The organism is Yokenella regensburgei (genome assembly GCF_003634235.1).
Taxonomy (GTDB): domain Bacteria; phylum Pseudomonadota; class Gammaproteobacteria; order Enterobacterales; family Enterobacteriaceae; genus Yokenella; species Yokenella regensburgei.
The window spans coordinates 1,853,039-1,875,932 of sequence record NZ_RBIZ01000003.1 but is presented as its reverse complement, the minus strand read 5'-3'; the positions used below and the strand labels follow the sequence as shown (position 1 = coordinate 1,875,932).

21 protein-coding genes are annotated in these 22,894 nt (G+C 55.3%); 11 read left to right on the top strand and 10 right to left on the bottom strand.

The window, feature by feature from the left end; genetic code table 11:
• Positions 1–44 precede the first annotated feature (44 nt).
• The 6 genes from rlmKL (at position 45) to rmf (ending at position 7,968) form a co-directional block, all read left to right on the top strand.
• On the top strand, positions 45–2,153 hold the full coding sequence (rlmKL, locus tag C7387_RS09260) for a bifunctional 23S rRNA (guanine(2069)-N(7))-methyltransferase RlmK/23S rRNA (guanine(2445)-N(2))-methyltransferase RlmL (RefSeq protein WP_006819347.1): 2,109 nt from the start codon (positions 45–47) through the stop codon (positions 2,151–2,153).
• 12 nt (positions 2,154–2,165) lie between these two features.
• Entirely contained in the window at positions 2,166–4,073 is a 1,908-nt protein-coding gene (locus tag C7387_RS09255; protein WP_120816545.1) for an ABC transporter ATP-binding protein, read from the top strand.
• A gap of 12 nt (positions 4,074–4,085) precedes the next feature.
• A complete protein-coding gene (pqiA, locus tag C7387_RS09250) occupies positions 4,086–5,354 on the top strand; it encodes a membrane integrity-associated transporter subunit PqiA (RefSeq protein WP_120816544.1) in 1,269 nt (422 codons plus the stop codon).
• The gene (gene pqiB, locus C7387_RS09245; RefSeq protein WP_038258512.1) at positions 5,344–6,984 is read left to right on the top strand and encodes an intermembrane transport protein PqiB; all 1,641 of its coding nucleotides are present in this window, start codon (positions 5,344–5,346) and stop codon (positions 6,982–6,984) included. Before pqiA ends, pqiB begins: the two co-directional genes overlap by 11 nt.
• On the top strand, positions 6,981–7,544 hold the full coding sequence (gene pqiC, locus C7387_RS09240; RefSeq protein ID WP_006819351.1) for a membrane integrity-associated transporter subunit PqiC: 564 nt from the start codon (positions 6,981–6,983) through the stop codon (positions 7,542–7,544). The genes pqiB and pqiC overlap by 4 nt, the downstream gene beginning before the upstream one ends.
• A 256-nt stretch (positions 7,545–7,800) precedes the next feature.
• A complete protein-coding gene (gene rmf, locus C7387_RS09230) occupies positions 7,801–7,968 on the top strand; it encodes a ribosome modulation factor (RefSeq protein ID WP_043084742.1) in 168 nt (55 codons plus the stop codon).
• 72 nt (positions 7,969–8,040) lie between these two features.
• On the opposite strand, the gene fabA is transcribed toward rmf, so the two are convergent.
• Together fabA and C7387_RS09220 are read right to left on the bottom strand one after the other, a co-directional pair.
• Positions 8,041–8,559, bottom strand: coding sequence for a bifunctional 3-hydroxydecanoyl-ACP dehydratase/trans-2-decenoyl-ACP isomerase (fabA, locus tag C7387_RS09225; protein ID WP_006819353.1), 519 nt, complete (start codon positions 8,557–8,559; stop codon positions 8,041–8,043).
• A 69-nt stretch (positions 8,560–8,628) separates the two neighbouring features.
• Positions 8,629–10,389 carry an AAA family ATPase gene (locus C7387_RS09220; protein WP_120816543.1) on the bottom strand — a complete coding sequence of 587 codons (1,761 nt, stop codon included), beginning with the start codon at positions 10,387–10,389 and terminating at the stop codon, positions 8,629–8,631.
• Positions 10,390–10,573: 184 nt separating this feature from the next.
• On the opposite strand from C7387_RS09220, the gene matP reads away from it, so the two are divergent.
• Positions 10,574–11,026 carry a macrodomain Ter protein MatP gene (gene matP, locus C7387_RS09215; RefSeq protein WP_006819355.1) on the top strand — a complete coding sequence of 151 codons (453 nt, stop codon included), beginning with the start codon at positions 10,574–10,576 and terminating at the stop codon, positions 11,024–11,026.
• A 90-nt stretch (positions 11,027–11,116) separates the two neighbouring features.
• On the opposite strand, the gene ompA is transcribed toward matP, so the two are convergent.
• Both ompA and sulA read right to left on the bottom strand, forming a co-directional pair.
• The gene (gene ompA / locus C7387_RS09210) at positions 11,117–12,169 is read right to left on the bottom strand and encodes a porin OmpA (RefSeq protein WP_087943298.1); all 1,053 of its coding nucleotides are present in this window, start codon (positions 12,167–12,169) and stop codon (positions 11,117–11,119) included.
• Positions 12,170–12,522: 353 nt separating this feature from the next.
• The gene (gene sulA / locus C7387_RS09205; protein ID WP_038258506.1) at positions 12,523–13,029 is read right to left on the bottom strand and encodes an SOS-induced cell division inhibitor SulA; all 507 of its coding nucleotides are present in this window, start codon (positions 13,027–13,029) and stop codon (positions 12,523–12,525) included.
• A 219-nt stretch (positions 13,030–13,248) separates the two neighbouring features.
• On the opposite strand from sulA, the gene C7387_RS09200 reads away from it, so the two are divergent.
• Positions 13,249–13,914 carry a TfoX/Sxy family DNA transformation protein gene (locus C7387_RS09200; RefSeq protein ID WP_147424899.1) on the top strand — a complete coding sequence of 222 codons (666 nt, stop codon included), beginning with the start codon at positions 13,249–13,251 and terminating at the stop codon, positions 13,912–13,914.
• On the opposite strand, the gene yccS is transcribed toward C7387_RS09200, so the two are convergent.
• Both yccS and C7387_RS09190 read right to left on the bottom strand, forming a co-directional pair.
• Positions 13,850–15,991, bottom strand: a complete 2,142-nt coding sequence (gene yccS / locus C7387_RS09195) for a YccS family putative transporter (protein ID WP_120816541.1) — start codon at positions 15,989–15,991, stop codon at positions 13,850–13,852. The two genes, C7387_RS09200 and yccS, sit on opposite strands and share 65 nt — an antisense overlap.
• Before the next feature lie 18 nt (positions 15,992–16,009).
• The gene (locus C7387_RS09190) at positions 16,010–16,456 is read right to left on the bottom strand and encodes a YccF domain-containing protein (protein ID WP_006819361.1); all 447 of its coding nucleotides are present in this window, start codon (positions 16,454–16,456) and stop codon (positions 16,010–16,012) included.
• A gap of 122 nt (positions 16,457–16,578) precedes the next feature.
• Here C7387_RS09190 and helD point away from each other — a divergent pair, with 122 nt between their 5' ends.
• Positions 16,579–18,633 carry a DNA helicase IV gene (gene helD, locus C7387_RS09185; protein ID WP_120816741.1) on the top strand — a complete coding sequence of 685 codons (2,055 nt, stop codon included), beginning with the start codon at positions 16,579–16,581 and terminating at the stop codon, positions 18,631–18,633.
• 35 nt (positions 18,634–18,668) lie between these two features.
• Here the strand turns inward: helD and mgsA are convergent, their stop codons facing one another.
• Positions 18,669–19,127 (bottom strand): methylglyoxal synthase, encoded by a 459-nt coding sequence (gene mgsA, locus C7387_RS09180; protein ID WP_006819363.1) that lies wholly within the window; start codon positions 19,125–19,127, stop codon positions 18,669–18,671.
• A 91-nt stretch (positions 19,128–19,218) separates the two neighbouring features.
• A complete protein-coding gene (csgI, locus tag C7387_RS09175; protein ID WP_006819364.1) occupies positions 19,219–19,878 on the bottom strand; it encodes a curli synthesis inhibitor in 660 nt (219 codons plus the stop codon).
• A gap of 172 nt (positions 19,879–20,050) precedes the next feature.
• Here csgI and C7387_RS09170 point away from each other — a divergent pair, with 172 nt between their 5' ends.
• Entirely contained in the window at positions 20,051–20,464 is a 414-nt protein-coding gene (locus C7387_RS09170) for a CoA-binding protein (protein ID WP_038258499.1), read from the top strand.
• 29 nt (positions 20,465–20,493) lie between these two features.
• Here C7387_RS09170 and hspQ read toward each other — a convergent pair whose 3' ends face one another.
• Together hspQ and rlmI are read right to left on the bottom strand one after the other, a co-directional pair.
• Positions 20,494–20,811, bottom strand: coding sequence for a heat shock protein HspQ (hspQ, locus tag C7387_RS09165; protein ID WP_006819366.1), 318 nt, complete (start codon positions 20,809–20,811; stop codon positions 20,494–20,496).
• A 60-nt stretch (positions 20,812–20,871) separates the two neighbouring features.
• Positions 20,872–22,083: a 23S rRNA (cytosine(1962)-C(5))-methyltransferase RlmI gene (gene rlmI, locus C7387_RS09160; protein WP_120816540.1), complete on the bottom strand. Its 1,212-nt coding sequence runs from the start codon at positions 22,081–22,083 to the stop codon at positions 20,872–20,874.
• Positions 22,084–22,289: 206 nt separating this feature from the next.
• Between rlmI and C7387_RS09155 the strand changes: the two genes are divergently transcribed.
• On the top strand, positions 22,290–22,847 hold the full coding sequence (locus C7387_RS09155; protein ID WP_120816539.1) for a kinase inhibitor: 558 nt from the start codon (positions 22,290–22,292) through the stop codon (positions 22,845–22,847).
• Positions 22,848–22,894: the final 47 nt, after the last annotated feature.

Sequence of the window (22,894 nt, the reverse complement as noted above, 5' to 3'; positions counted from 1 at the left end):
ATTGGCTATAATGCGCAACAATTTTGTTTGAGAAAAGTGACGATATGAAATCTCTGTTTGCCAGTACGGCCCGTGGGCTGGAAGAGCTGTTAAAAACTGAACTCGAAGGGTTGGGTGCGAGCGCCTGCCAGATTGTTCAGGGTGGTGTCCATTTCCAGGGCGACACGCGGCTGGTTTATCAGAGCCTTATGTGGAGCCGCCTGGCTTCGCGCATCATTCTGCCTTTGGGCGAATGCAAAGTTTACAGCGACCTTGATCTCTATCTGGGCGTGCAGGCCATCGACTGGACGCAGATCTTCACCCCGGATGCTACGTTTGCCGTCAGCTTTAACGGCCTGAACGATGAGATCCGTAATAGCCAGTACGGGGCGATGAAGGTGAAAGATGCCATCGTCGATGCCTTTACCCGCAAAAATTTACCGCGTCCGAGCGTCGATCGCGACAGCCCGGATCTGCGCATCAACGTGCGTCTGAATAAAGAAGTGGCGAGCATTGCCCTCGATCTCAGCGGTGAAGGTCTGCACCTGCGCGGCTACCGCGATCGCACCGGCGTGGCGCCGATTAAAGAAAACCTCGCGGCGGCCATCGTGATGCGCTCCGGCTGGCAGCAGGGCACGCCGCTGCTGGACCCGATGTGCGGTTCCGGGACGCTGCTGATTGAAGCCGCCATGTGGGCGACCGATCGTGCACCAGGCCTGCATCGTGGTCACTGGGGCTTCAGCGGTTGGGCGCAGCATGACGATGCCGTGTGGCAGGAAGTGAAAGCCGAAGCCCAGACGCGTGCTCGCGCGGGGCTGGCGGCCTATGGTTCGCGCTTCTACGGCTCTGATATCGATGGTCGCGTCATCGAGCGTGCGCGTAGCAACGCCCGTCGCGCCGGGATCGGTGAGCTCATCACCTTTGAAGTACAGGATGCGGCGAAGCTTATCAATCCACTGCCAAAAGGGCCGTACGGTACCGTTATCAGCAACCCGCCGTACGGTGAACGTCTCGACAGCGAACCGGCGCTGATTGCGCTGCACAGCATGCTGGGTCGTTTGTTGAAGAGCCAGTTTGGCGGCTGGAACCTCTCTATGTTCAGCGCCTCGCCGGATCTCCTGAGCTGCCTGCAGCTGCGCGCCGAGCGCCAGTTCAAAGCCAAGAACGGCCCGCTGGACTGCGTACAGAAGAACTATCATCTGGCGGAAACGACCGGTGATGCGCCGGTCAGCAGCATGGGCGATGACTTTGCTAACCGTCTGAAGAAAAACCTGAAGAAGCTCGACAAATGGGCGCGTCAGGAAGGCATCGAATGCTACCGCATCTATGACGCCGATCTTCCGGAATATAACGTGGCAATCGACCGCTACGCCGACTGGGTGGTGGTACAGGAATATGCCCCGCCGAAGACCGTTGATGCCAATAAAGCGCGTCAGCGTCTGTTTGATATCATCGCCGCCACCATCGGCGTGCTGGGCATTGCGCCGAACAAGCTGGTGCTGAAAACCCGTGAGCGTCAGAAAGGGACGAATCAGTATCAGAAGATGAACGAGAAGGGCGAATTCATGCAGGTGAGCGAATACAACGCGCGCCTGTGGGTGAACCTGACCGATTATCTGGACACCGGCCTGTTCCTCGATCACCGTATCGCCCGCCGCATGCTCGGCCAGATGAGTAAAGGCAAAGATTTCCTTAACCTGTTCTCTTACACCGGTAGCGCCAGCGTGCATGCGGGTCTTGGCGGTGCGCGAAGCACCACTACCGTTGATATGTCACGTACCTATCTTGAGTGGGCCGAGCGCAACCTGCGCCTGAACGGCCTCACCGGTCGTCCACACCGCCTGCTGCAGGCTGACGTGCTGGGCTGGCTGCGCGACGCTGACGAGCAGTTCGATCTTATCTTTATCGATCCGCCAACGTTCTCTAACTCGAAGCGGATGGAAGACACCTTTGACGTACAGCGCGATCATCTGCGTCTGATGAAAGATCTGAAACGTCTGCTGCGCAAAGGTGGCACGATTATGTTCTCTAACAACAAGCGCGGTTTCCGTATGGACCACGAAGGCCTGGCGGCACTGGGGCTGAAAGCGCAGGATATTACACAAAAAACGCAGTCTCAGGACTTTGGCCGCAACCGCCAGATCCACAATTGCTGGTTGATAACCGAAGCCTGAAGGAAATAGAAAATGTCACTGATTAGTATGCATGGCGCCTGGCTGTCGTTCAGCGATGCGCCGCTTCTCGATAATGCGGAACTGCATATCGAAGACAACGAACGCGTCTGTCTCGTCGGGCGTAACGGTGCTGGTAAATCCACGCTGATGAAGATCCTCAATCGCGAGCAGGGGCTTGACGATGGGCGCATCATTTATGAGCAGGATCTGGTTGTGGCTCGTCTGCAGCAGGATCCGCCGCGCAACGTGGAAGGCAGCGTTTATGATTTCGTCGCCGAGGGGATTGCCGAACAGGCCGAATACCTGAAGCAGTATCACGATATCTCGCGCCTGGTGATGACCGATCCGAGCGATAAAAATCTTAATGAGATGGCGCGCATTCAGGAGCAGCTCGATCACCACGGGCTGTGGCAGCTGGAAAACCGCATCAATGAAGTGCTGGCACAGTTGAATCTGGATCCGAACGTGGCGCTGGCCTCGCTCTCCGGTGGCTGGCTGCGTAAAGCGGCGCTGGGCCGCGCGCTGGTCAGCGGCCCGCGCGTGCTGCTGCTCGATGAACCGACGAACCACCTCGATATTGAAACGATCGACTGGCTGGAAGGGTTCCTGAAGCAGTTCAAAGGCACCATCATCTTTATCTCGCACGACCGTTCTTTCATCCGCAATATGGCAACCCGTATTGTCGATCTCGATCGCGGTAAGCTCGTGACCTATCCGGGTAGCTACGATCAGTACCTGCTCGAGAAAGAAGAAGCACTGCGCGTTGAAGAGCTGCAGAACGCCGAATTTGACCGCAAGCTGGCGCAGGAAGAGGTGTGGATCCGTCAGGGGATCAAAGCCCGTCGTACCCGTAACGAAGGCCGCGTCCGCGCCCTGAAAGCCATGCGCCGCGAACGTAGCGAACGCCGTGAGGTGATGGGCAGCGCGAAGATGCAGGTGGAAGAAGCCACCCGCTCTGGCAAGATTGTCTTCGAGATGGAAGACGTTAACTACCAGATCGATGGCAAAGTGCTGGTGAGAGATTTCTCCGCTCAGGTTCAGCGCGGCGACAAAATTGCGCTGATTGGCCCGAACGGCTGCGGTAAAACTACGCTGCTGAAGCTGATGCTCGGTCAACTGCAGGCGGACAGCGGGCGCATCCACGTTGGAACCAAGCTTGAGGTAGCCTATTTCGATCAGCATCGCGCCGAGCTGGATCCGGAAAAAACGGTGATGGATAACCTCGCCGAAGGTAAGCAGGAAGTGATGGTTAACGGCAAGCCGCGTCATATCCTTGGCTACCTGCAGGACTTCCTGTTCCACCCGAAACGTGCGATGACACCCGTGCGCGCATTATCCGGCGGGGAGCGTAACCGACTGCTGCTGGCGCGTTTGTTCCTTAAGCCAAGCAACCTGATGATCCTCGATGAACCGACCAACGACCTCGATGTGGAAACGCTTGAACTGCTGGAAGAACTTATCGATGGCTATCAGGGCACCGTGTTGCTGGTGAGCCACGATCGTCAGTTCGTTGATAACACCGTCACCGACTGCTGGATCTTCGAAGGCGAAGGGCGCATTGGCCAGTATGTTGGCGGTTATCACGACGCTCGTGGGCAGCAGGCACAGTCGCTGGCGCAGAAATCGTCGGTTGAGAAGAAAGTGACGGATGTCGCTGTGCCAAAAGCAGAAATTGCAAAACGCGGCAGCAGCAAACTAAGCTATAAACTGCAACGCGAACTGGAGCAGTTGCCACAGCAGCTTGAGCAACTGGAAGCCGAGCTGGGATCACTCCAGGCTCAGGTTGCCGATGCGACATTTTTCAGCCAGGCTCATGACCATACGCAAAAGGTTCTTGCAGACCTGGCGTTGGCTGAACAGGCTCTGGAAGCCGCTTTCGAGCGTTGGGAATATCTGGAATCGTTGAAAAACGGCGCGTAAGAGAGGCTCCGGATGTGCGAACAACATCATGCTGCACGGCACATTTTGTGCCCGCAATGCGACCTGCTGGTGGCGTTGCCGCATCTTGAGCATCGACATAAAGCAGGGTGTCCGCGCTGCGGCACCACGCTGACTACCCTATGGGACGCGCCCCGGCAGCGTCCCTCTGCCTATGCGCTGGCGGCGCTGTTTATGCTGCTGCTGGCCAACCTGTTTCCCTTTGTGAGCATGAACGTTGCCGGGATCAGCAGTGAAATTGAGCTGCTGCAAATTCCGCGCGTGCTGTTCTCGGAAGACTACGCCAGCCTTGGCACCTTCTTCATTCTTTTTGTCCAGCTAGTGCCAGCGTTTTGCCTGGTGACGATCATGCTGCTGGTTAATCGGGTGAGAATGCCGTTAAAACTGCAGGTGTACCTTGCCAAAATTCTGTTCCAGTTGAAAACCTGGGGGATGGCGGAGATTTTCCTTGCCGGCGTCCTGGTGAGCTTCGTTAAGCTGATGGCCTATGGCGAAATCGGTATCGGCAGCAGCTTTATTCCCTGGTGTCTGTTCTGCGTGCTGCAACTGCGGGCGTTTCAGTGCGTGGACCGCCGCTGGCTGTGGGACGACATTGCCCCAATGCCGCCGGTGGCGCAGCCGCTGAAGGTCGGGACGACCGGCCTGCGTCAGGGCCTGCGCTCTTGCCCGTGCTGCACCGCGATTATGCCCGCCGATGAGGAAACCTGCTCGCGCTGCCAGACCGTGGCGCATCCACGGCGGAAAAATAGCCTGCAGTGGACGATAGCGCTGCTGATAACGTCGGTGTTTCTCTATATTCCCGCTAACGTGCTGCCAATCATGATTACCGACCTGCTGGGCGACAAAATGCCGTCGACCATCATGGCCGGGGTGGTGCTTATCTGGAGTGAAGGGTCTTACCCGGTGGCGGCGGTTATTTTCATCGCCAGTATCATGGTGCCGACGCTTAAAATGATCGCGATTACCTGGCTTTGCTGGGATGCCAAAGGCCACGGTAAGCGCGACTGCGAGCGGATGCATCTGATTTATGAAGTCGTAGAGTTCGTCGGCCGCTGGTCGATGATCGATGTATTTGTCATTGCGGTGCTCTCTGCCCTCGTGCGGATGGGAGGGCTTATGAATATTTACCCTGATATCGGTGCGCTGATGTTCGCCCTGGTCGTTATCATGACCATGTTTTCAGCCATGACCTTCGATCCCCGGTTAACCTGGGATCGCGAGCCAGATTCTAGCGATGAGGAGTCGTACAAGCATGGAAACTAACCGCGGGGAGGCAAAAGTGCAAAAAGTGAAAAACTGGTCTCCCGTCTGGATTTTTCCAATCGTAACCGTGCTGATTGGCGCATGGATCCTGTTCTACCATTACAGCCATCAGGGGCCTGAGGTCACGCTGATTACGACCAGCGCGGATGGCATTGAAGGTGGCAAAACCACCATCAAAAGCCGAAGCGTCAACGTGGGGGTGGTAGAAACGGCAACGCTCTCGGATGACTTAAAACACGTACAGATCAAAGCGCGGCTCAATTCCGGCATGGAAAAGCTGCTGCACAAAGACTCCGTATTCTGGGTGGTGAAGCCACAGATTGGCCGCGAAGGCGTCAGCGGGCTTAGCACGCTGCTTTCCGGTGCCTACATTGAGCTACAGCCTGGCAAACAGGGCGGCAAGGCGGCGAACTATCAGCTGCTGGATGCCCCCCCGCTGGCGCCACCGGATGCCAAAGGGGTACGCATTATCCTCGACAGCAAGCGTGCAGGGCAGCTGAGCCCGGGTGACCCGGTGCTGTTCCGTGGTTATCGCGTGGGCTCTGTGGAAACCAGCACCTTCGATTCCGATAAGCGTTCCATCCGCTATCAGCTCTTTATCAGTGCGCCGTATGACAGGCTGGTAACCAGCAACGTTCGCTTCTGGAAAGACAGCGGGATCGCGGTCGATCTGACCTCTGCCGGGATGCGCGTCGAGATGGGCTCTCTGACCACGCTGTTTGGCGGTGGTGTGAGTTTTGACGTGCCGGAAGGCTGGGAGCAGGGGCAGCCGGTGGTGGAAAAAACCGCCTTCGCCCTGTATGACGATCAGAAAAGTATTCAGGACTCGCTCTATACCGATCACATCGATTACCTGATGTTCTTTAAAGATTCCGTTCGTGGCCTGCAGCCGGGCGCACCGGTTGAATTTCGCGGTATTCGTCTGGGAACCGTTAGCCAGGTGCCGTTCTTCGTGCCGGGTCTGCGTCAGGCGTTGAACGATGACTACCGCATTCCGGTGCTGATTCGCATCGAGCCGGAGCGACTGGCAAGCGAACTGGGTGAAAATCCGGATGTACCGGGGCATATCAACGAACTTATCAAACGCGGCCTGCGTGGTTCGCTGAAAACCGGGAATATCATCACCGGCGCGTTGTATGTCGATCTCGACTTCTACCCGAATGCGCCAGCGGTGACCGGTATGCGTGAATTTGGTGGCTATAAGATTGTACCGGCGGTAAGCGGTGGTCTGGCGCAGATCCAGCAGAAGCTGATGGAGACGCTCGACAAGATCAACAATCTGCCGCTTAACCCGATGATCGAGCAGGCGACGAATACCTTGTCGGAAAGCCAGCGGACGATGCGTAACCTGCAGACGACGCTTGATAGCCTCAACAAGATAACTTCCAGCCAGTCGATGCAGCAGCTGCCGCAGAACATGCAGCAGACTCTGGTGGAACTGAATCGCAGCATGAAGGGCTTCCAGCCTGGATCGGCGGCGTACAACAAGATGGTGGGCGATATGCAACGTCTTGACCAGGTACTGCGCGAGCTGCAGCCGGTTCTGAAAACGCTGAACGAGAAGAGCAACGCGCTGGTGTTTGAAGCGAAGGACAAAAAAGATCCAGAGCCGAAGAGGGCGAAACAATGAAAAAAGGGCTAATTTTCATGCTGGCTCTGGCCTTAACGGCTTGCAGCAGTAGTGTTGAAAACAAAACCTACTACCAGCTACCGTTGGCACAGAGTGGCGCGCAGAGCGCCACCAGTCAGGGTAACCGGCTGCTATGGGTCGAGCAGGTCTCGATCCCTGATTTTCTCGCCGGCAACGGGGTGGCCTATCAGACCAGCGACGTGCAGTACACTATCGCTAATAACAACCTGTGGGCCAGCCCGCTCGACCAGCAGCTGCGCACGACGCTGGTGGCGAACCTGAGCAGCCAGCTGCCGGGTTGGGTGGTCGCTTCGCAGCCGCTTGGCAGCAGTCAGGATACGCTGAACGTCTCGGTGACCGGTTTCCACGGTCGCTATGATGGTCGGGTTATCGTTAGCGGTGAGTGGCTGCTGAACCACCAGGGCCAGCTGATTAAGCGCCCGTTCTACATTGAGCTTAAGCAGAATAAAGACGGCTACGATGAGATGGTGAAGGTTCTGGGGCAGGCATGGAGCCAGGAAGCCAGTGCGATTGCCAGGGCGGTAAACCAGCTACCATAAGGTAAATTAATCGTAAAGAACGCCGCATCAGATCCTGTATCTGCTGCGGCTTTTTTGTTTGCCCCTTCAGCAAATTACCCGTACGGCCTCACAGTTTTTGTACAAATGATTCTTCGCGTAGCTCACAAATATGACACTGGCGTGAATTTTGCGCATTGACGATCGGCGGATTTCGCGGTATTCGTTATGTGTGGTTGCACATTTCGTGACCACTGTTTTCTTTTCCACCAGATCCAAGAAATGAGGGAAACGAGGCATGAAGAGACAAAAACGAGATCGCCTGGAACGGGCACATCAACGTGGGTACCAGGCTGGCATCGCTGGCAAATCAAAAGAAATCTGTCCCTATCAGACCATTAATCAACGGTCGCACTGGCTAGGAGGCTGGCGAGAAGCCATGGAGGACAGGGCAGTAATCGCCTGATGCTGTCTCTTTAGACTAGAAGCCACCGCAATGCGGTGGCTTCGCCGTTTATAGCGGAAACTAAACGGTAGATTAGAACGCAGAAGTGTCCTGGAACAGACCCACTTTCAGATCGCTTGCGCTGTAGATCAGACGACCGTCGACCAGCACTTCGCCATCCGCCAGGCCCATGATCAGGCGACGGTTAACGATACGTTTGAAGTGGATACGGTAGGTGACTTTCTTCGCGGTCGGCAGAATCTGACCGGTGAATTTCACTTCGCCTACGCCCAGCGCACGGCCTTTACCTTCGCCGCCAAGCCAGCCCAGATAGAAGCCAACCAGCTGCCACATTGCATCAAGACCCAGGCAGCCAGGCATGACCGGATCGCCAATAAAGTGGCAACCAAAGAACCACAGGTCCGGATTGATATCGAGCTCTGCTTCAACATAACCCTTATCAAAGTTGCCGCCGGTTTCGGTCATCTTGACGACACGATCCATCATCAGCATGTTAGGGGCCGGTAACTGCGGGCCTTTAGCGCCGAACAGTTCACCGCGACCAGAAGCAAGAAGGTCTTCTTTCGTATAGGATTCGCGTTTATCTACCATGTTTTCAGTAAGCCTTAATATGAGTTCGGGACGCAGGATAGCTAACACGTGTACGCTGAACAAGTCCGATCAGTTGCTACCGAACCAACCTAACCAGCGAAGCGGCCACGGATAACGGTGACGGGCATCCGGCTGTGTCGCCTGCGCAATACGTTCCTGAATAGTTTGTAGCAGCGTTGTCTGCCCCTCGCCATCCCAGAGTAACTGAGTCAGTAGGGGTAACGCATCGGTCACGTCATCCACCGCCCAGATGAAGAACTGCTCACTCTCTACCGCCTGCTGCACGTCACGAGCAAGGCTCAGATGACGAACGTTCGCAGAGGGAATAATAACGCCCTGTTTGCCGGTCAGGCCGCGCTGCTGGCAGATGGCAAAGAAACCTTCGATTTTCTCGTTAAGGCCGCCAACCGGTTGAGCACGACCAAACTGGTCAACGGAACCGGTAATGGCAATGTTCTGGTTGATTGGTGCGCCGGAAAGGGCGCTGATAAGCGCACACAGCTCGGCCATAGAGGCGCTATCGCCGTCGACTTCACTGTACGACTGCTCGAAGGTTAACGAGGCTGAGAAGGGGATTTGCTGCTCAAGACCCAGCTCTGCCATCAGGAACGACTGCATGATCATCATGCCTTTGGCATGAATATTTCCACCCAGCTCGGCTTTGCGCTCGATATCGGTGAATTCACCATCGCCCACGTGTACGACGCAGCTAATGCGTGAAGGTTCACCAAAGGCACGTGGATGGCCCGGGAAATCGATAACCGACAGGGCGTTAATCTGACCAATCCGCTCCCCTTCGGTTTCAATGAGAATTTGATCCAACAGAATCTCATCCTGCATGCGCTCCGCAAGGAAGCCTTCACGCCACTGACGCTGGTCGAGCATCGTCGTTAACTGTTCGGCGTTGAAGGTTTCTTCTTCCGTGAAGGCGGCCGCTTCGCGTAGCTGGCGACCAATCCACAGTGGGCACAGCGGCAGGGTTTCCTGATCGCCGGTATAACGTGCCCCTTCACGAATGAGTAGCGGCCAGGCGTCTGCTGCAGGACCAGGGAGCGCCTTCAGATGCGCGACCTGCCAGATCCACTGACACCACTGCTGCAGAGTCTCTTCATCGGCAATCTGCAGATTCTCTTCAAACTCAGAGTAGATAGCACTGGCGCTAAACTCAGGCTCCATCTCCTGGAAATCAGCCAGGGAGTCACGCTCACCGACCAGCAGTACTTTAAGCGACAGCGGCATAGACGGCACAGAGACCGGCAGTGGGCGCGATTCATCGAAACTTACCCAGTCGAAACGCTGCAGGGTGATGATGTTTTTAAGACGCATCCATAACAGCGGCTGAGTCAGCAGCGCCCGCAGCGAAAGCACCAGCACGCCGCCGTTAGCCTGATGCACCAGGCCTGGCTGCAGAGTAATTTCACCATTAAACTGACGCACACAGCCAAACAGCTGCTCTGCTTCCACCCAGTCGGCCTGTATGATGGCACCCTCGCTTGCAAAATTATCTTCAGCTGAAGTTGCCGGACGTTGCGTTACCTTGCCCTGATTTACCTCGTATTGCACGCCACACAGCGCTGGCTTCTCACTGCGCAGACCTTCTGCGACACGGGTCAGTAATTGCAGGTATTCCGGCTCCTCAGGGGCTTTCACCAGCAGCAGGGGAGAGATGGCCTGTGGAAATAAAAACTGCTCCAGCGCGTAATGAAGACGCGCCTGAGTGTCACGAAGGACGTCATCGGATTTTAAATTGAGCTCTGGCTGCGCAAACAGCGTCTGCCATGCACCGGTATCGGGGGCCAGCTCATGTCCGGAAAGTTTATTGATGGTCAAAGTCGATGTTTTTTAGTCAGATGTAAAGCGCGAGATTATACCTCATGCTGGCCGCTATCACACGGAGATTGCAGTTGCATCCCATGACCAAGCGCACATCTCGTCACTGAAAGCGATTTCTTCTCAGCAGAAGATGAAAAAACTGATATCCTGAAATGAGTTACACGGTCACCCTGAGATCGCGATGAAATATCAACAACTAGAAAACCTTGAAAGCGGGTGGAAGTGGAAGTACCTGGTGAAGAAGCACCGGGAAGGTGAGCTGATTACCCGCTACATCGAAGCCAGCGCTGCGCAAGAAGCGGTGGATACGTTGCTGACCCTGGAAAACGAGCCCGTACGGGTGAACGAGTGGATTGCCGGGCATATGAATCCGGCGCTGGCAAACCGCATGAAGCAGACGATTCGCGCCAGGCGAAAGCGCCACTTTAATGCGGAGCATCAGCACACACGGAAGAAGTCTATCGATCTTGAGTTTATCGTCTGGCAGCGGCTGGCGGGGCTTGCACAGCGCCGCGGGAAAACGCTGTCGGAAACGATAGTGCAACTCATCGAGGATGCTGAAAACAAAGAGAAGTACGCCAGCAAGATGTCCAGCCTGAAGAACGACCTGCAGGCACTGCTGGGTAAAGAGTAAAACTGCGCGTTACTCAGCCCTGGCTGATTTTCCCGATATTCAGATAATAAAAAACCCCGCCATGGCGGGGTTTTTTTATAGACGTAAAACTTAAGCCGCTGGCTGAGTTACAACGTCTTTGATGCCTTTAACTTCGATCTCAACACGACGATCCGGAGCCAGGCAGTCGATCAGTGCAGCGCGAGCTTTCACGTTGTTACAGGTGCTGCCAGTAACCGGGTTAGCTTCGCCCATGCCACGCGGGGAGATCTTGTTAGCCGGGATACCTTTAGAGATCAGGTAATCGACAACAGACTGAGCGCGTTTCTCAGACAGTTTCTGGTTGTACTGCTCTGAACCGATACGGTCAGTGTAGCCCAGAACCACTACGGAACCGTCTTTCGGATCCAGGTTGCTCAGCTGGGTGTACAGCTGATCCAGCGCCTGCTGGCCTTCCGGCTTCAGGGTCGCTTTGTTGAAGTTGAACAGAACGTCAGACTTCAGAGTGAAGTGCTTGGTCTGTACTTCCGGAGCTGGAGCCGGAGCCGGAGCAACTACTGGAGCTGGCTCGCCCTGGCCAAAGCGGTAGGAAACACCTACGCTCAGCATGCCGTTGTCCGGACGAACACCAGTGGTGCCTGCGTCGCCGATGTTGTTAACCCACTGGTATTCCAGACGGGTAGCGATGTCACGGGTAACAGCCCACTCAACACCACCAGCGAATACCGGAGAAACGCCGGTGTCGTGGTTGTCGCCGGCAATGTTGTTGCTGGAGTCAGCGCGCCATACCATACCACCCAGACGGGTGTAGATGTCCAGATCGTCAGTGATCGGGTAACCCAGTTTAGCGGTCAGCTGAACGCCCTGAGCTTTGAATGCGCCGTTAACGGTGTCGCCTTTGTAAGGCATACGGCCCAGCCAGTCGTAACCCATTTCGAAACCAACGTACGGGTTAACCTGGTAACCACCGAACGCACCAGCGCCCAGTTGGCTTGAGTGGGTCGGACCGTCGTTGTTCAGGTTGCTGTTGTACCAGCCAGTGTCATGGAACTGGGACCAACCCAGCTTACCACCTGCATACCAGGTGTTATCTTTCGGAGCGGCCTGCGCTACGGTAGCGAAGCCAGCCAGTGCCACTGCAATCGCGATAGCTGTCTTTTTCATTTTTTGCGCCTCGTTATCATCCAAAAATCGCCATGAAGATACATCGAAATTCACGGTTAAATCCTTACACCGGGAGCGTGACTTGTTAATAACTATGCCGTTAATAGCGGCGTAAGCCGGTCACCCCTGGCGATGTAAAGTCTACAACGTAGTTGGAAACTTACAAGTGTGAACTCTGTCAGGCATATGAAAAAAAAGAGGTTGTGTACACAAAAATTAACATTTATGTTGCTTTTTTGTTCAGCATAAAATGCCGGAAACCGCGCCGCACAAGCCTCGCCGCCCGATCTGGTCGGAGCGGTGTCTGGTCAATAAAAAGCGAAAAAATTTTCCAGGAATAATCTTAATTTCACTCAATGATACAAGTTTGAGTGAATTTTTAGACCATTTAGCTGTCTCGTGGCTGTAGGACTTGCACTCACCGGTCGCATGATAAAGCCCATCGCGTTCCCTTCTTCGGCAGCTAAAACCAGGCGGGAATGTTCTTCTTCTGTTAATTCATCGCTCAGCCAGCCAATCACTACACTATAGTTACCGGTGCGTAATGCACGGATCATCGACTCCAGCGTATGGCACGGTGACATCTGGCTAATCTGCATAACTTTAGTCAGCGGTAACCCGGCAGCCTGAACCCAATCACGGCTCAGCTTTTGCTGCGGTGTCAGCCACAGCTGCCAGCGAGATTGCTGACCGAGTTGTTGCAGCAAAGGAAGCAACAGTAGCTGTGTCATCATCGGTTGGTCTTCCCGGTAGACTATTTCGCTAATCAGCCCGGAAGCCGGTTCCGCCGTGGTACGTGTGGATCGAACGGCAGAAGTAGAAGCCCGTGATGAATGATTTGCATATCCAGAAGTATACATAGTGAATCCCGCCCTGTGGGTTACTGTATGAATATACAGTACTACCACTGAGTACAAAGATCAACCTCATTTTCTGAAAGCGTCTCGCAAAATTACACCGAAGTCCTCCTCAGGATGAAAATCATCTTGCTGCCCGCAGTGAAGTTACCTATTTTCCTGATTAACGGATCCGCTATTCACCATTCATCAGTTAACGGCATGATTAACAAAGGAATAATCATGAAAGATATGACATATAAGAAGATCCATCAGTCGCAGGAATACCTGTCGCCACTGGGGGTGATTGAATATCGGGCGCTGTTTGGCGGCTATAGCCTGGCTATTGAGGATACCGTTTTTGCCATGGTCGCGGAGGGGGAACTATATCTGCGGGTATGTGAGCAAAGTGCGACCTATCAGGTCGAAAATCCTTCACCGCTACTCACACTGGTTAAGCGAGGAAGACCCATCCTGCTCAACTATTTCCACGTTGGCGAAGCGCTATGGCGTAATACCGGGCTTCTGCTGCATTTATCGGGTCACTCACTGCGCGATGCACAGCGAGAGAAACAAAAGCGTCAGGACAAGCGGCAGCTGCGGCATTTACCCAATATCTCGTTCCATACGGAGCTAATGCTGCTGGATGCCGGGATAGAGGATCAGCGAATGCTGTGTTCGCTTGGTGCACAACTGTGCTGGCTTAAGCTGCGGGAACGGAGAAAGGGGATCAGTATCAGTTTGCTGTTTGCGCTGGAAGGTGCAATTCATGGACTGCATGCCGCGGCGCTCCCGGCGCAAAGGCGCCAGGAGCTGATGGATTGGGTACATGCATTACCGGGGATTAAATACCCGGCTCCAGAGGAGCAACCTGCTGCTGAAGACGACATATTTCAGGCAGAAGAGTAACCAGTAGCCCAACTTGCTGGAGTACCAGCGGCTCTTTACTGTCCGCGTGTGGCTCCAGGTGATGGATACGCTGCATCAGGCCTGCAAGGGCCTGCTGTACTCGCGCTTCGTCAGCTGGCATATGATGAAAAGCATCATCGACATAGCATACGGCGTCGTCCAGCAGCGCCAGGATTTCGGGATTCGTCAGTTGTTCCCGGTGCGCTCCGAGGGCAGAGATGTAGCTGGTAAAAGTGTGGTTCAGACACAGCAGACGAAATGCCGTCTCTTTCATTTCTGGAGTGACTTTTGGCTCTGTCGACATATTCGAGATAACCGAGGCCAACTCCGCGTCTCGATTCCAGGCGTCACGGCGCGCAATGCGATAGGACAGGCGATTGTCCCGCCCCTGATGGTACTGTTCAAGAATGGCATCCAGGTAGCGACAGTTAGCATCAACCGCTCTCGCCAGTACGCGTGGCAGATTGCGGAATCGCCAGTCGGGCCAGATAAAGCTGACCGCCGCCCAGGCGATAGCACAGCCGATGAGCGTATCAACCACCCGCGGCAGCGCCACTTCGAAACCTTCCCCCAACAGGTTAAAGCACAGCAGCACCAGCAGGGTAATGAACATGGTTGCATGGGCGTACTGCACATTGCGGAAGGCAAAAAATAGTACCCCGGTCACCACTATCAGCAGTAGTTGTCCCTCAACGGACGGCACCAGCAGTAACACCGGCAGACCAATCGCGATCCCGACCAGCGTCCCGATAATACGCAGCGCCAGGCGGTGACGAGTGGCGTTGTAGTTCGGCTGACAGACAAACAGGCTGGTCAGCAGGATCCAGTAGCCATGATGCATCCCGGTAAACTGGATGATGGCATAACCCGCGCACAGCACCAGCGACATGCGCACCGCATGGCGGAACAGCGCGGATTCCGGGGACATGTTACGGCCCAGGCGCGAACGGATATCACTGAATCCGTGCAGTCGGTCGTCGGCGAGCAGGTTTTCCGTCTCACTGCGCGGCTGGTTCTGTGCCTGTTCAGATTCGATGGTTGCCAGCTGAGCATCTATGGCCCGCAGGTTATTGAGCAGATAGCCGAGGGCATTGACCTGCTCAGCCGATACCCCGTTCGCCCGTGCTCTGTCGAGCGCGGAATCCAGGTGGGCAAACACGCGCTCAAAGCGGGAATCATGCTGGTAGTGGGTACGTAAAAGGATTGAGCGTGACAGCTGCTGGCAGGCCTGAGACTGCATGGAGAGAAGCCGCTGGAATCGGAACATCACGTCGCTGTAGCGGAAGCTATCGCGCAGCGTCTGGTACTGAATATGCGCGGAGCTGGCCCGCTCGTGAATATCCTGGGCGACAAAGTAATAGTGCAGGGTTCGCCGGGTGCCACGCTGGCCACGATCGCCGCGCAGACGGGTGAGCAGCGACGCCTTGGTCTGGTGGAGCGTGGCCATCACCTGGCCGTTTGCCAGCGCCAGTTCGTACACCGGTGCTTCGCTTTCGGTTTCAATATCCGGGTCGAACAGACGGGATTTAAGCTCCAGATAGTGTGCGAGTTGTTCATAGCTGCGCGCGAGGTTGTCCTGCAGCGGACGAATGGGAAAGATGAGGTGCCCGGTCAGCGTCAGCACGTTATACCAGACCGCACCGGCCAACAGATATAAAGGTTGTTGATACCAGTGCTCATAGAGCGATACGCCGAGCATGGTGTAAATGGCAATCAGTAACGCACCAAAGGCGATGGTGGCGTAGCGCTGGCCAAGACCACCAAGCAGAATAAATCCGCTGGTTGAAAGGGTGAGGCCGAGGGCGAACAACCATGGCCAGGGAAAGAGCAGCTCTACCGAGGCCGAGGCAATAAAAAAGCAGATCAGGGTGATGACCAGGTTACGCAAACGGCCAGCCAGACGATCGTCAAGATCGGCCAGCGCCGCAGCCACCACGCCGAGGGTCAGTGGTATGGTCAGTTTGACCTCACCGAGCCACCACGGTAGTGCGGTGGTGCCGCACAGGGCGATGAAAATCCGGACGTTGTACAGCCATGAACTGTTCCATGTATAGCGGCGAAGCAACGGGCTTAGCATATTGGTAATCAGTCCAGATTATTGGAAACGACGACGCGCGTTGGCTTCACGCGCGGCGCGGGCTGTTTCGACGGTCACGACGCGGCGGCCCACCGGCCACAAGGCAATCGCGGCAATTTTGAAATTGGCGATACCCACCGGGATACCAATGATGGTCAGGCACTGGGCGATACCGGCAAAAATATGCATGATGCACAGCCACCAGCCGAAGATGACGAACCAGAAGATGTTCAACAATGTTCCACCTGCGTTCATCAGGCTGCTCTTGCTCTCCGGGTTCAGTTCGTCGACGTGGATAGCTTCATTGCCGTACGGCAGAAGCGACAGTTTGGTAATTTCCCAGCAGGAACGGGTCAGGGGGAGTGTGACGATGAGCACAATACTGACCACCGTCGCCAGCAGCCAGCCGAGCGTCGTCGCGAAACCACCCAGGATAAAATTCAAAATATTCAGAACGGTACGCATAAACCCTCTGTTCTTCCTTAAAATTATTCAGACACGGCAATTGTAACGTTTTTTTGCGCTGGAGCACCTGGTATCTGGCGGTTAAACTGGTAATAACCAATATGGCCGGGATTTGGCAAGACATGGAACTAAAAGCAACAACACTGGGCAAGCGCATGGCGCAGCACCCTTACGATCGGGTCGAAATCCTCAATGCTGGGGTGAAAGTCTCTGGCGATCGCCACGAATTTCTCATTCCTTTTAATCAATTGCTGTCGATTCAGTGCAAACGCGGGCTGGTGTGGGGCGAGCTGGAGTTCGTCCTGCCGGAAAATAAAGTCGTCCGCCTGCACGGCACCGAATGGGCAGAAACCCAACGCTTCCATCATCATCTCAATTCTCTCTGGGAACAGTGGGGAGAAGAGATGAGTGGCATTGCGGCCGGCGTACTGGAGCAGCAATTAGCGGAGATTTCTCGCTTTAGCGCCGAAGGTAAATGGCTTACCCGCCAGGCGTTGCAGGGGATCCGCGAAAAAATTTTGCTGGCCCTGCAGGCGCTGCCGATCCCGGTTGGCAGGCTGAATGACTTCGACAACTGCCGCGAGCTGTGGCAGCAGTGTCAGGGATGGCTTAAAGATATTGAACGCAGCCGCCTGAAGCATAACCAAGCCTTTACCGATGCAATGCTGACGCAATACTCGGCGTTTTTTGCCAACATTGAATCTTCACCGCTGAATCCGGCGCAGGCGCGGGCGGTGGTAAACGGCGAGCAGTCGGTGCTGGTACTGGCGGGGGCGGGTAGTGGTAAAACATCGGTGCTGGTCGCTCGCGCTGGTTGGTTACTGGCGCGGGGGGAAGCTGCCGCCGATCAAATCCTCCTGCTGGCGTTTGGCCGCCAGGCAGCGCAAGAGATGGACGATCGTATTCGCGAGCGCCTGAATAGCGATGCCATCAGCGCCAGAACGTTCCATTCGCTGGCGCTGCACATTATTCGGCAGGGTAGCAAAAAAGTCCCTGCTATCAGTAAGCTTGAAAACGACAGTAAAGCCCGCCAGGCGCTGCTGGTCAAAACCTGGCAGCAACAGTGCGGTGAGAAAAAAGCTCAGGCTAACGGCTGGCGCCTGTGGCTTGAGGAAGAGATGGGCTGGAACCTGCCTGAAGGCCAGTACTGGCAGGACGAGAAGCTGGCTCGGCGCATGGGGGGGCGGCTCGATCGTTGGGTGAGCCTGATGCGTATGCACGGTGGCTCGCAGGCGGAAATGATTGAGGGCGCACCTGAAGAGGTGAAAACGCTGTTCGGTAAACGCGTTAAGCTCATGGCACCGCTATTGAAAGCATGGAAAACGGCGCTGAAAACAGAAAACGCCGTCGATTTCTCCGGCCTAATTCATCAGGCGATAAGCGTGCTGGAGAAAGGGCGCTTTGTCAGCCCGTGGAAGCACATCCTGGTGGATGAGTTCCAGGATATTTCACCACAGCGTGCGGCACTGCTGGCGGCACTGCGTAAGCAGAACTCGCGCACCACGCTGTTTGCCGTGGGTGACGACTGGCAGGCTATTTACCGTTTCAGCGGGGCTCAGCTCTCGCTGACGACCGCCTTCAACCATTACTTTGGTGAAGGCGATAGCTGCGCGCTGGATACCACCTACCGCTTCAACGGGCGGATTGGCGAAATCGCTAACCGCTTTGTGCAGCAGAACCCGCACCAGCTGGCGAAGCCGTTGAACAGCCTGAGCGCCGGGGATAAAAAGGCTGTCACGCTGATGGCGGATGACCAGCTCGACGCGCTGCTTGATAAGCTCAGCGGCTATGCCACCCCGGATGAGCGAATTCTGGTGCTGGCACGCTATCACCACCTGAAGCCCGCAAGTCTTGAAAAAGCGGCCACCCGCTGGCCGAAGCTGCAGTTAGATTTCATGACTATTCACGCCAGTAAAGGGCAGCAGGCGGATTACGTGATTATTGTTGGGCTGAAAGAGGGGCAGGATGCGTTCCCGGCACCGGCGCGTGAATCGGTGATGGAGCAGGCGTTATTGCCGCAACCGGAGGACTTCCCGGACGCCGAAGAGCGTCGTCTGCTGTATGTCGCATTAACCCGCGCCCGTCAGCGAGTCTGGCTGCTTTACAACAAAGAGGAGCCATCTTCGTTCGTGGAGATTTTAAAAGATCTTTCAGTACCGGTGGTACGTAAACCCTAGCGCAGCGCTGACGCCCGCGGGCGTCAGCGCCATGACTATTTCAGCCGCTCGGCGAGATAACGCGGGTAGTCCGGGATCAGGATATCGACCGGATCGTTGAAGTTTGGCGCCTGGATAATGAAATCGGCGGTGGAGAGGTTGGTGGCGACCGGAATATTCCAGACGGTTGCCAGACGCAGAAGCGCTTTTACATCCGGATCGTGCGGTACCGCGTTCAGCGGATCCCAGAAGAAAATCAGCACATCAATTTTCCCTTCCGAAATTTTCGCACCGACCTGCTGATCTCCACCCATCGGGCCGCTCAGCATGGCGTTTACGTTCAGGCCGGTGGCACGCTGAATCAAGTTGCCGGTAGTACCGGTGGCAGACAGCTCGTGCTTTTCGAGCAGAGCGCGGTGACGCTCCACCCATTTCAACAGCATCTCTTTGCAGTGATCGTGTGCCACCAGCGCAATGTGCTTGCGCGCCGGGAGCGTGCGTGTGGTCAGTTCCATAATGATATTCCGAATTTTTATGATGCTGACAGATTACTGAATGCGTTCGCCGCTGCAAGCAGCCAGCGCAAATAAATGGCAAATGAATGATTCAGGAGGAGGGTTGTTGATGCGCCCACTGCAGAAAACGACGGCGGGTCTCCGGATCGGCCTGTAAAAACCAGTATTTCAGGCGCTGCTCGGTCAGGTTTTGTGCCTGTGCAACAGGAAAATCAAGTTCACTTTTTTTCGACAGCAGAGCGCTATCATCCGGGAGCGGCAGGCTCGGTTTTGTGGGCGATGCCGTTTTACTTGTCTGATTGTAGGCTGCCGCCGCCTGCTCGTAATCAATCCCTGAAGGCGTGGCGTTGGTGGTCAGAATATCCAGCCGAAGCGGGATAGGCAGCGCGTTGCCATCGACCAGAGTGATTTCTGGAAAAACGTCGAACTTGCGGGTTTGCTCAGGGCTGTCCAGCGGGGGAAGGTTGATATTAACCTGGCTGATTAAACGGGTATCGAAGCTGACGATAATCGGCGGCGAAATATAATGTTGATAATTGCTGCTCTGGGGGAGGCTTTTATCCACCCGAAAAACCATCTGGTGCGGACCATTATCCAGCTCAATGCTGTCGGCACCGCGCAGCAGCGTACTGGAAACCTTTTTGCCGTCGAGCACCAGCAGGTCGATATCACTGGACAGGCGTAGCGTGGTCGCGTGAAGCATACCCGGTAACAGGAGAATAGCGCTCAGTAGCAGGCTCCCGGCTTTCATGATCTTCTCCTGAAAAAGTGGGTTTACATTGAGAATGTATCAAAATTTTACTAATCGCAATTTTATTAACATATAGCCACTGTGCCCGGTCCTGCCCTCATGCTTCTGTATGGATCAATGGTTGCTGTGACGACAATGGCGTACACTTGGCTAAAGCATCCGGAGGAAAATGATGAAAGAGAACGATATTGCAGGCATTTTGACATCGACCCGCACCATCGCGCTGGTGGGGGCAAGTGATAAACCCGATCGTCCGAGCTACCGGGTAATGAAATACCTTCTCGACCAGGGATACCACGTCATTCCGGTCTCGCCAAAGGTTGCCGGTAAAACGCTACTCGGCCAGCAGGGCTATGGCACTCTCGCCGACGTCCCAGAGAAGGTTGATATGGTTGACGTATTCCGCAATTCAGAGGCCGCGTGGGGTGTAGCACAAGAGGCCATCGCCATTGGGGCGAAGACATTGTGGATGCAGCTAGGGGTGATTAACGATCAGGCCGCCGTGCTGGCGCGCGATGCGGGTCTGAACGTGGTAATGGACCGTTGCCCGGCGATTGAAATCCCCCGTCTTGGGCTCGCGAAGTAACAAAAAACCCCGCCTCGGCGGGGTTTTTATTAATTTCGCAGGCGTGGCGCCTGAAGCTGGCGGCGAATGGTTTGCGCCAGTTCATCCATCGACGGCTGCTCAGGGTGCTCATCGGTGAGTTCACCGCTCAGCTGAGCTTCGGCCAGATAGGTATGGACCGGCTGACCTTCATCATCTTCCATCACGACGTGATACCACGGGGCAGCACGAAGCTCTGGGTTTACCGCAATTTCATCGGCAGACGGCTCTTCAAGCGAATATTCCGGGTCGATATCGACGATAACGCCCAGATAGCCCAACAGGGAGTGGCGGACCTGCTGGCCGATACCGAATTTGCTGGCAATCATAGTCACCTCCCGGGAAACATTTCATGCCTCAGATATGAGGGCAATGTCTCACTTTTCAAGTTACATGACGCGACAGGCAAACCCTTTCAGATACAGCCCTTCCGGGTAGGTAGCGATCACCGGATGATCGGCCGCCTGACGGAACTGCTCTATAAATTGTACATCACGACCAGCATCTACAGCGGCATCGGCGATGATTTTCTGAAATAAATCGGTGGTCATCAGTCCGGAGCAGGAGAAAGTCAGCAACACACCGCCTGGATTCAGTAGCTGGATAGCCAGCATGTTGATATCTTTGTAGCCACGGCAGGCGCCCTGCAGCTGGTTTTTGTTTTCGACGAACTTCGGCGGATCCATGACGATAACGTCAAATTTCTCGCCCTGGTCGCGATATTTGCGCAGCAGCTTGAAGACGTCATCGCGGACAAATTCTGCTTTGCTGAGATCGAGTTTATTCAGCTCGACGTTCTGCTTTGCGACATCCAGCGCTTCCTGAGAGGTATCCACGCTCACGACCTGACGGCAGCCGCCCATCAGCGCAGAAACCGCGAAGCCGCCGGTGTAGGAGAAGCAGTTCAGTACGCGCTTGTCGGAAACATAGCGACGCGTTGCGAGGCGGCTGTCGCGCTGATCGAGGTAGTAGCCGGTTTTGTGTCCGCCCTGGATATCCACCAGCAGCTTCATGCCGTGCTCTTCAATCGGCAGCAGGGCAGGCGGCAGTTCACCGGTGACCGGGCCCTGGGTCAGCTCCATCCCTTCTTTTTTACGTACTGCGACGTCGCTGCGGTCGTAGATAGCGCACTCCGGGTACAGCGCTTGCAGCGCGGTGATAAGCGCGGCGCGCTGATATTCCGCTCCGGCGCTCAGCAGCTGGAGAACCAGGAAGTTGCCGAAACGATCGATGGTCACACCCGGCATACCGTCTGACTCGCCGGCAATCAGGCGATAGCTGTCTAAACCGTCTTTCTCAGCAAGCCAGCTGCGCCACTGCTGGGCCTGCTGCAGGCGGCGAATAAAGAATTCAGTATCGATGCTTTCGTTTGCGTCAAAGCTCCAGACGCGAGCGCGAATTTGCGAGGCCGGTGAGTAAGCACCGCGAGCCAGCCATTTCCCCTGGCTATCAACAATATCGATGGTCTCACCGAGACGGGGTTTACCTTCTACACGCGTAACGGCACCGGAGAAGACCCAGGGATGACGGCGGAGTAACGATTTCTCACGTCCTTTGGCCAGCACTAAACGGGGAAGGTTTGTAAAAGTAGATTCAGTCATTCCGGATAACCTCTGGCACCGGGGGGAATAACTGCGCCAGCGCCTGCATTGTTAAAAATAAAATGGCGCGTAGAGTAGCACAGAAGCCATTCGCAATCATCAGCGTGTGATGTTGCGCGTTTCGGCACAAAATCAAATCGTACAGGCACATTACGAAAACAGGTTGTGCCTTACATTGTATTTCTCTACACCAGCGAGGAGATACAATGAAAAAACGTGTAACCCTGACCGCCGGGATCCTGACGGTCATGAGCTTTAGCGCCCTGGCGAGTGAAACTTTTAGCCTTACGAGCGCGGATATTCCCGCAAACCACCGTTTAGCCCAGCAGCAGGTTTTTGCCGGTTTCGGTTGTGCAGGCGGTAATATATCGCCGCAGCTGAGCTGGAAAAATCCACCGGCAGGCAGTAAAAGCTTTGCTATAACGGTCTACGACCCGGATGCGCCGACCGGCAGCGGATGGTGGCACTGGACCCTGGTGAATATCCCGGTGCAGACGCATCGTCTCGATTCAGATGCCGGGAACGCGAATAACAGCAAGCTGCCGGCGGGGGCGGTCCAGGGACGAAATGATTTCGGCTATGCGGGGTTCGGCGGGGCTTGTCCACCAGAGGGGGATAAACCGCACAGGTATCAATTTACCGTCTGGGCGTTGAATACGGATAAACTGCCTATTGATAACCAGGCCAGCGGCGCGCTGGTTGGGTTTATGCTTAACAGCCATGTGATTGCGAAAACGCAGTTAATTGCCACTTACGGAAGATAGAAGGTGACAGGGTGCAGAACGTTCAGTTGCAACATAAACATCTGACG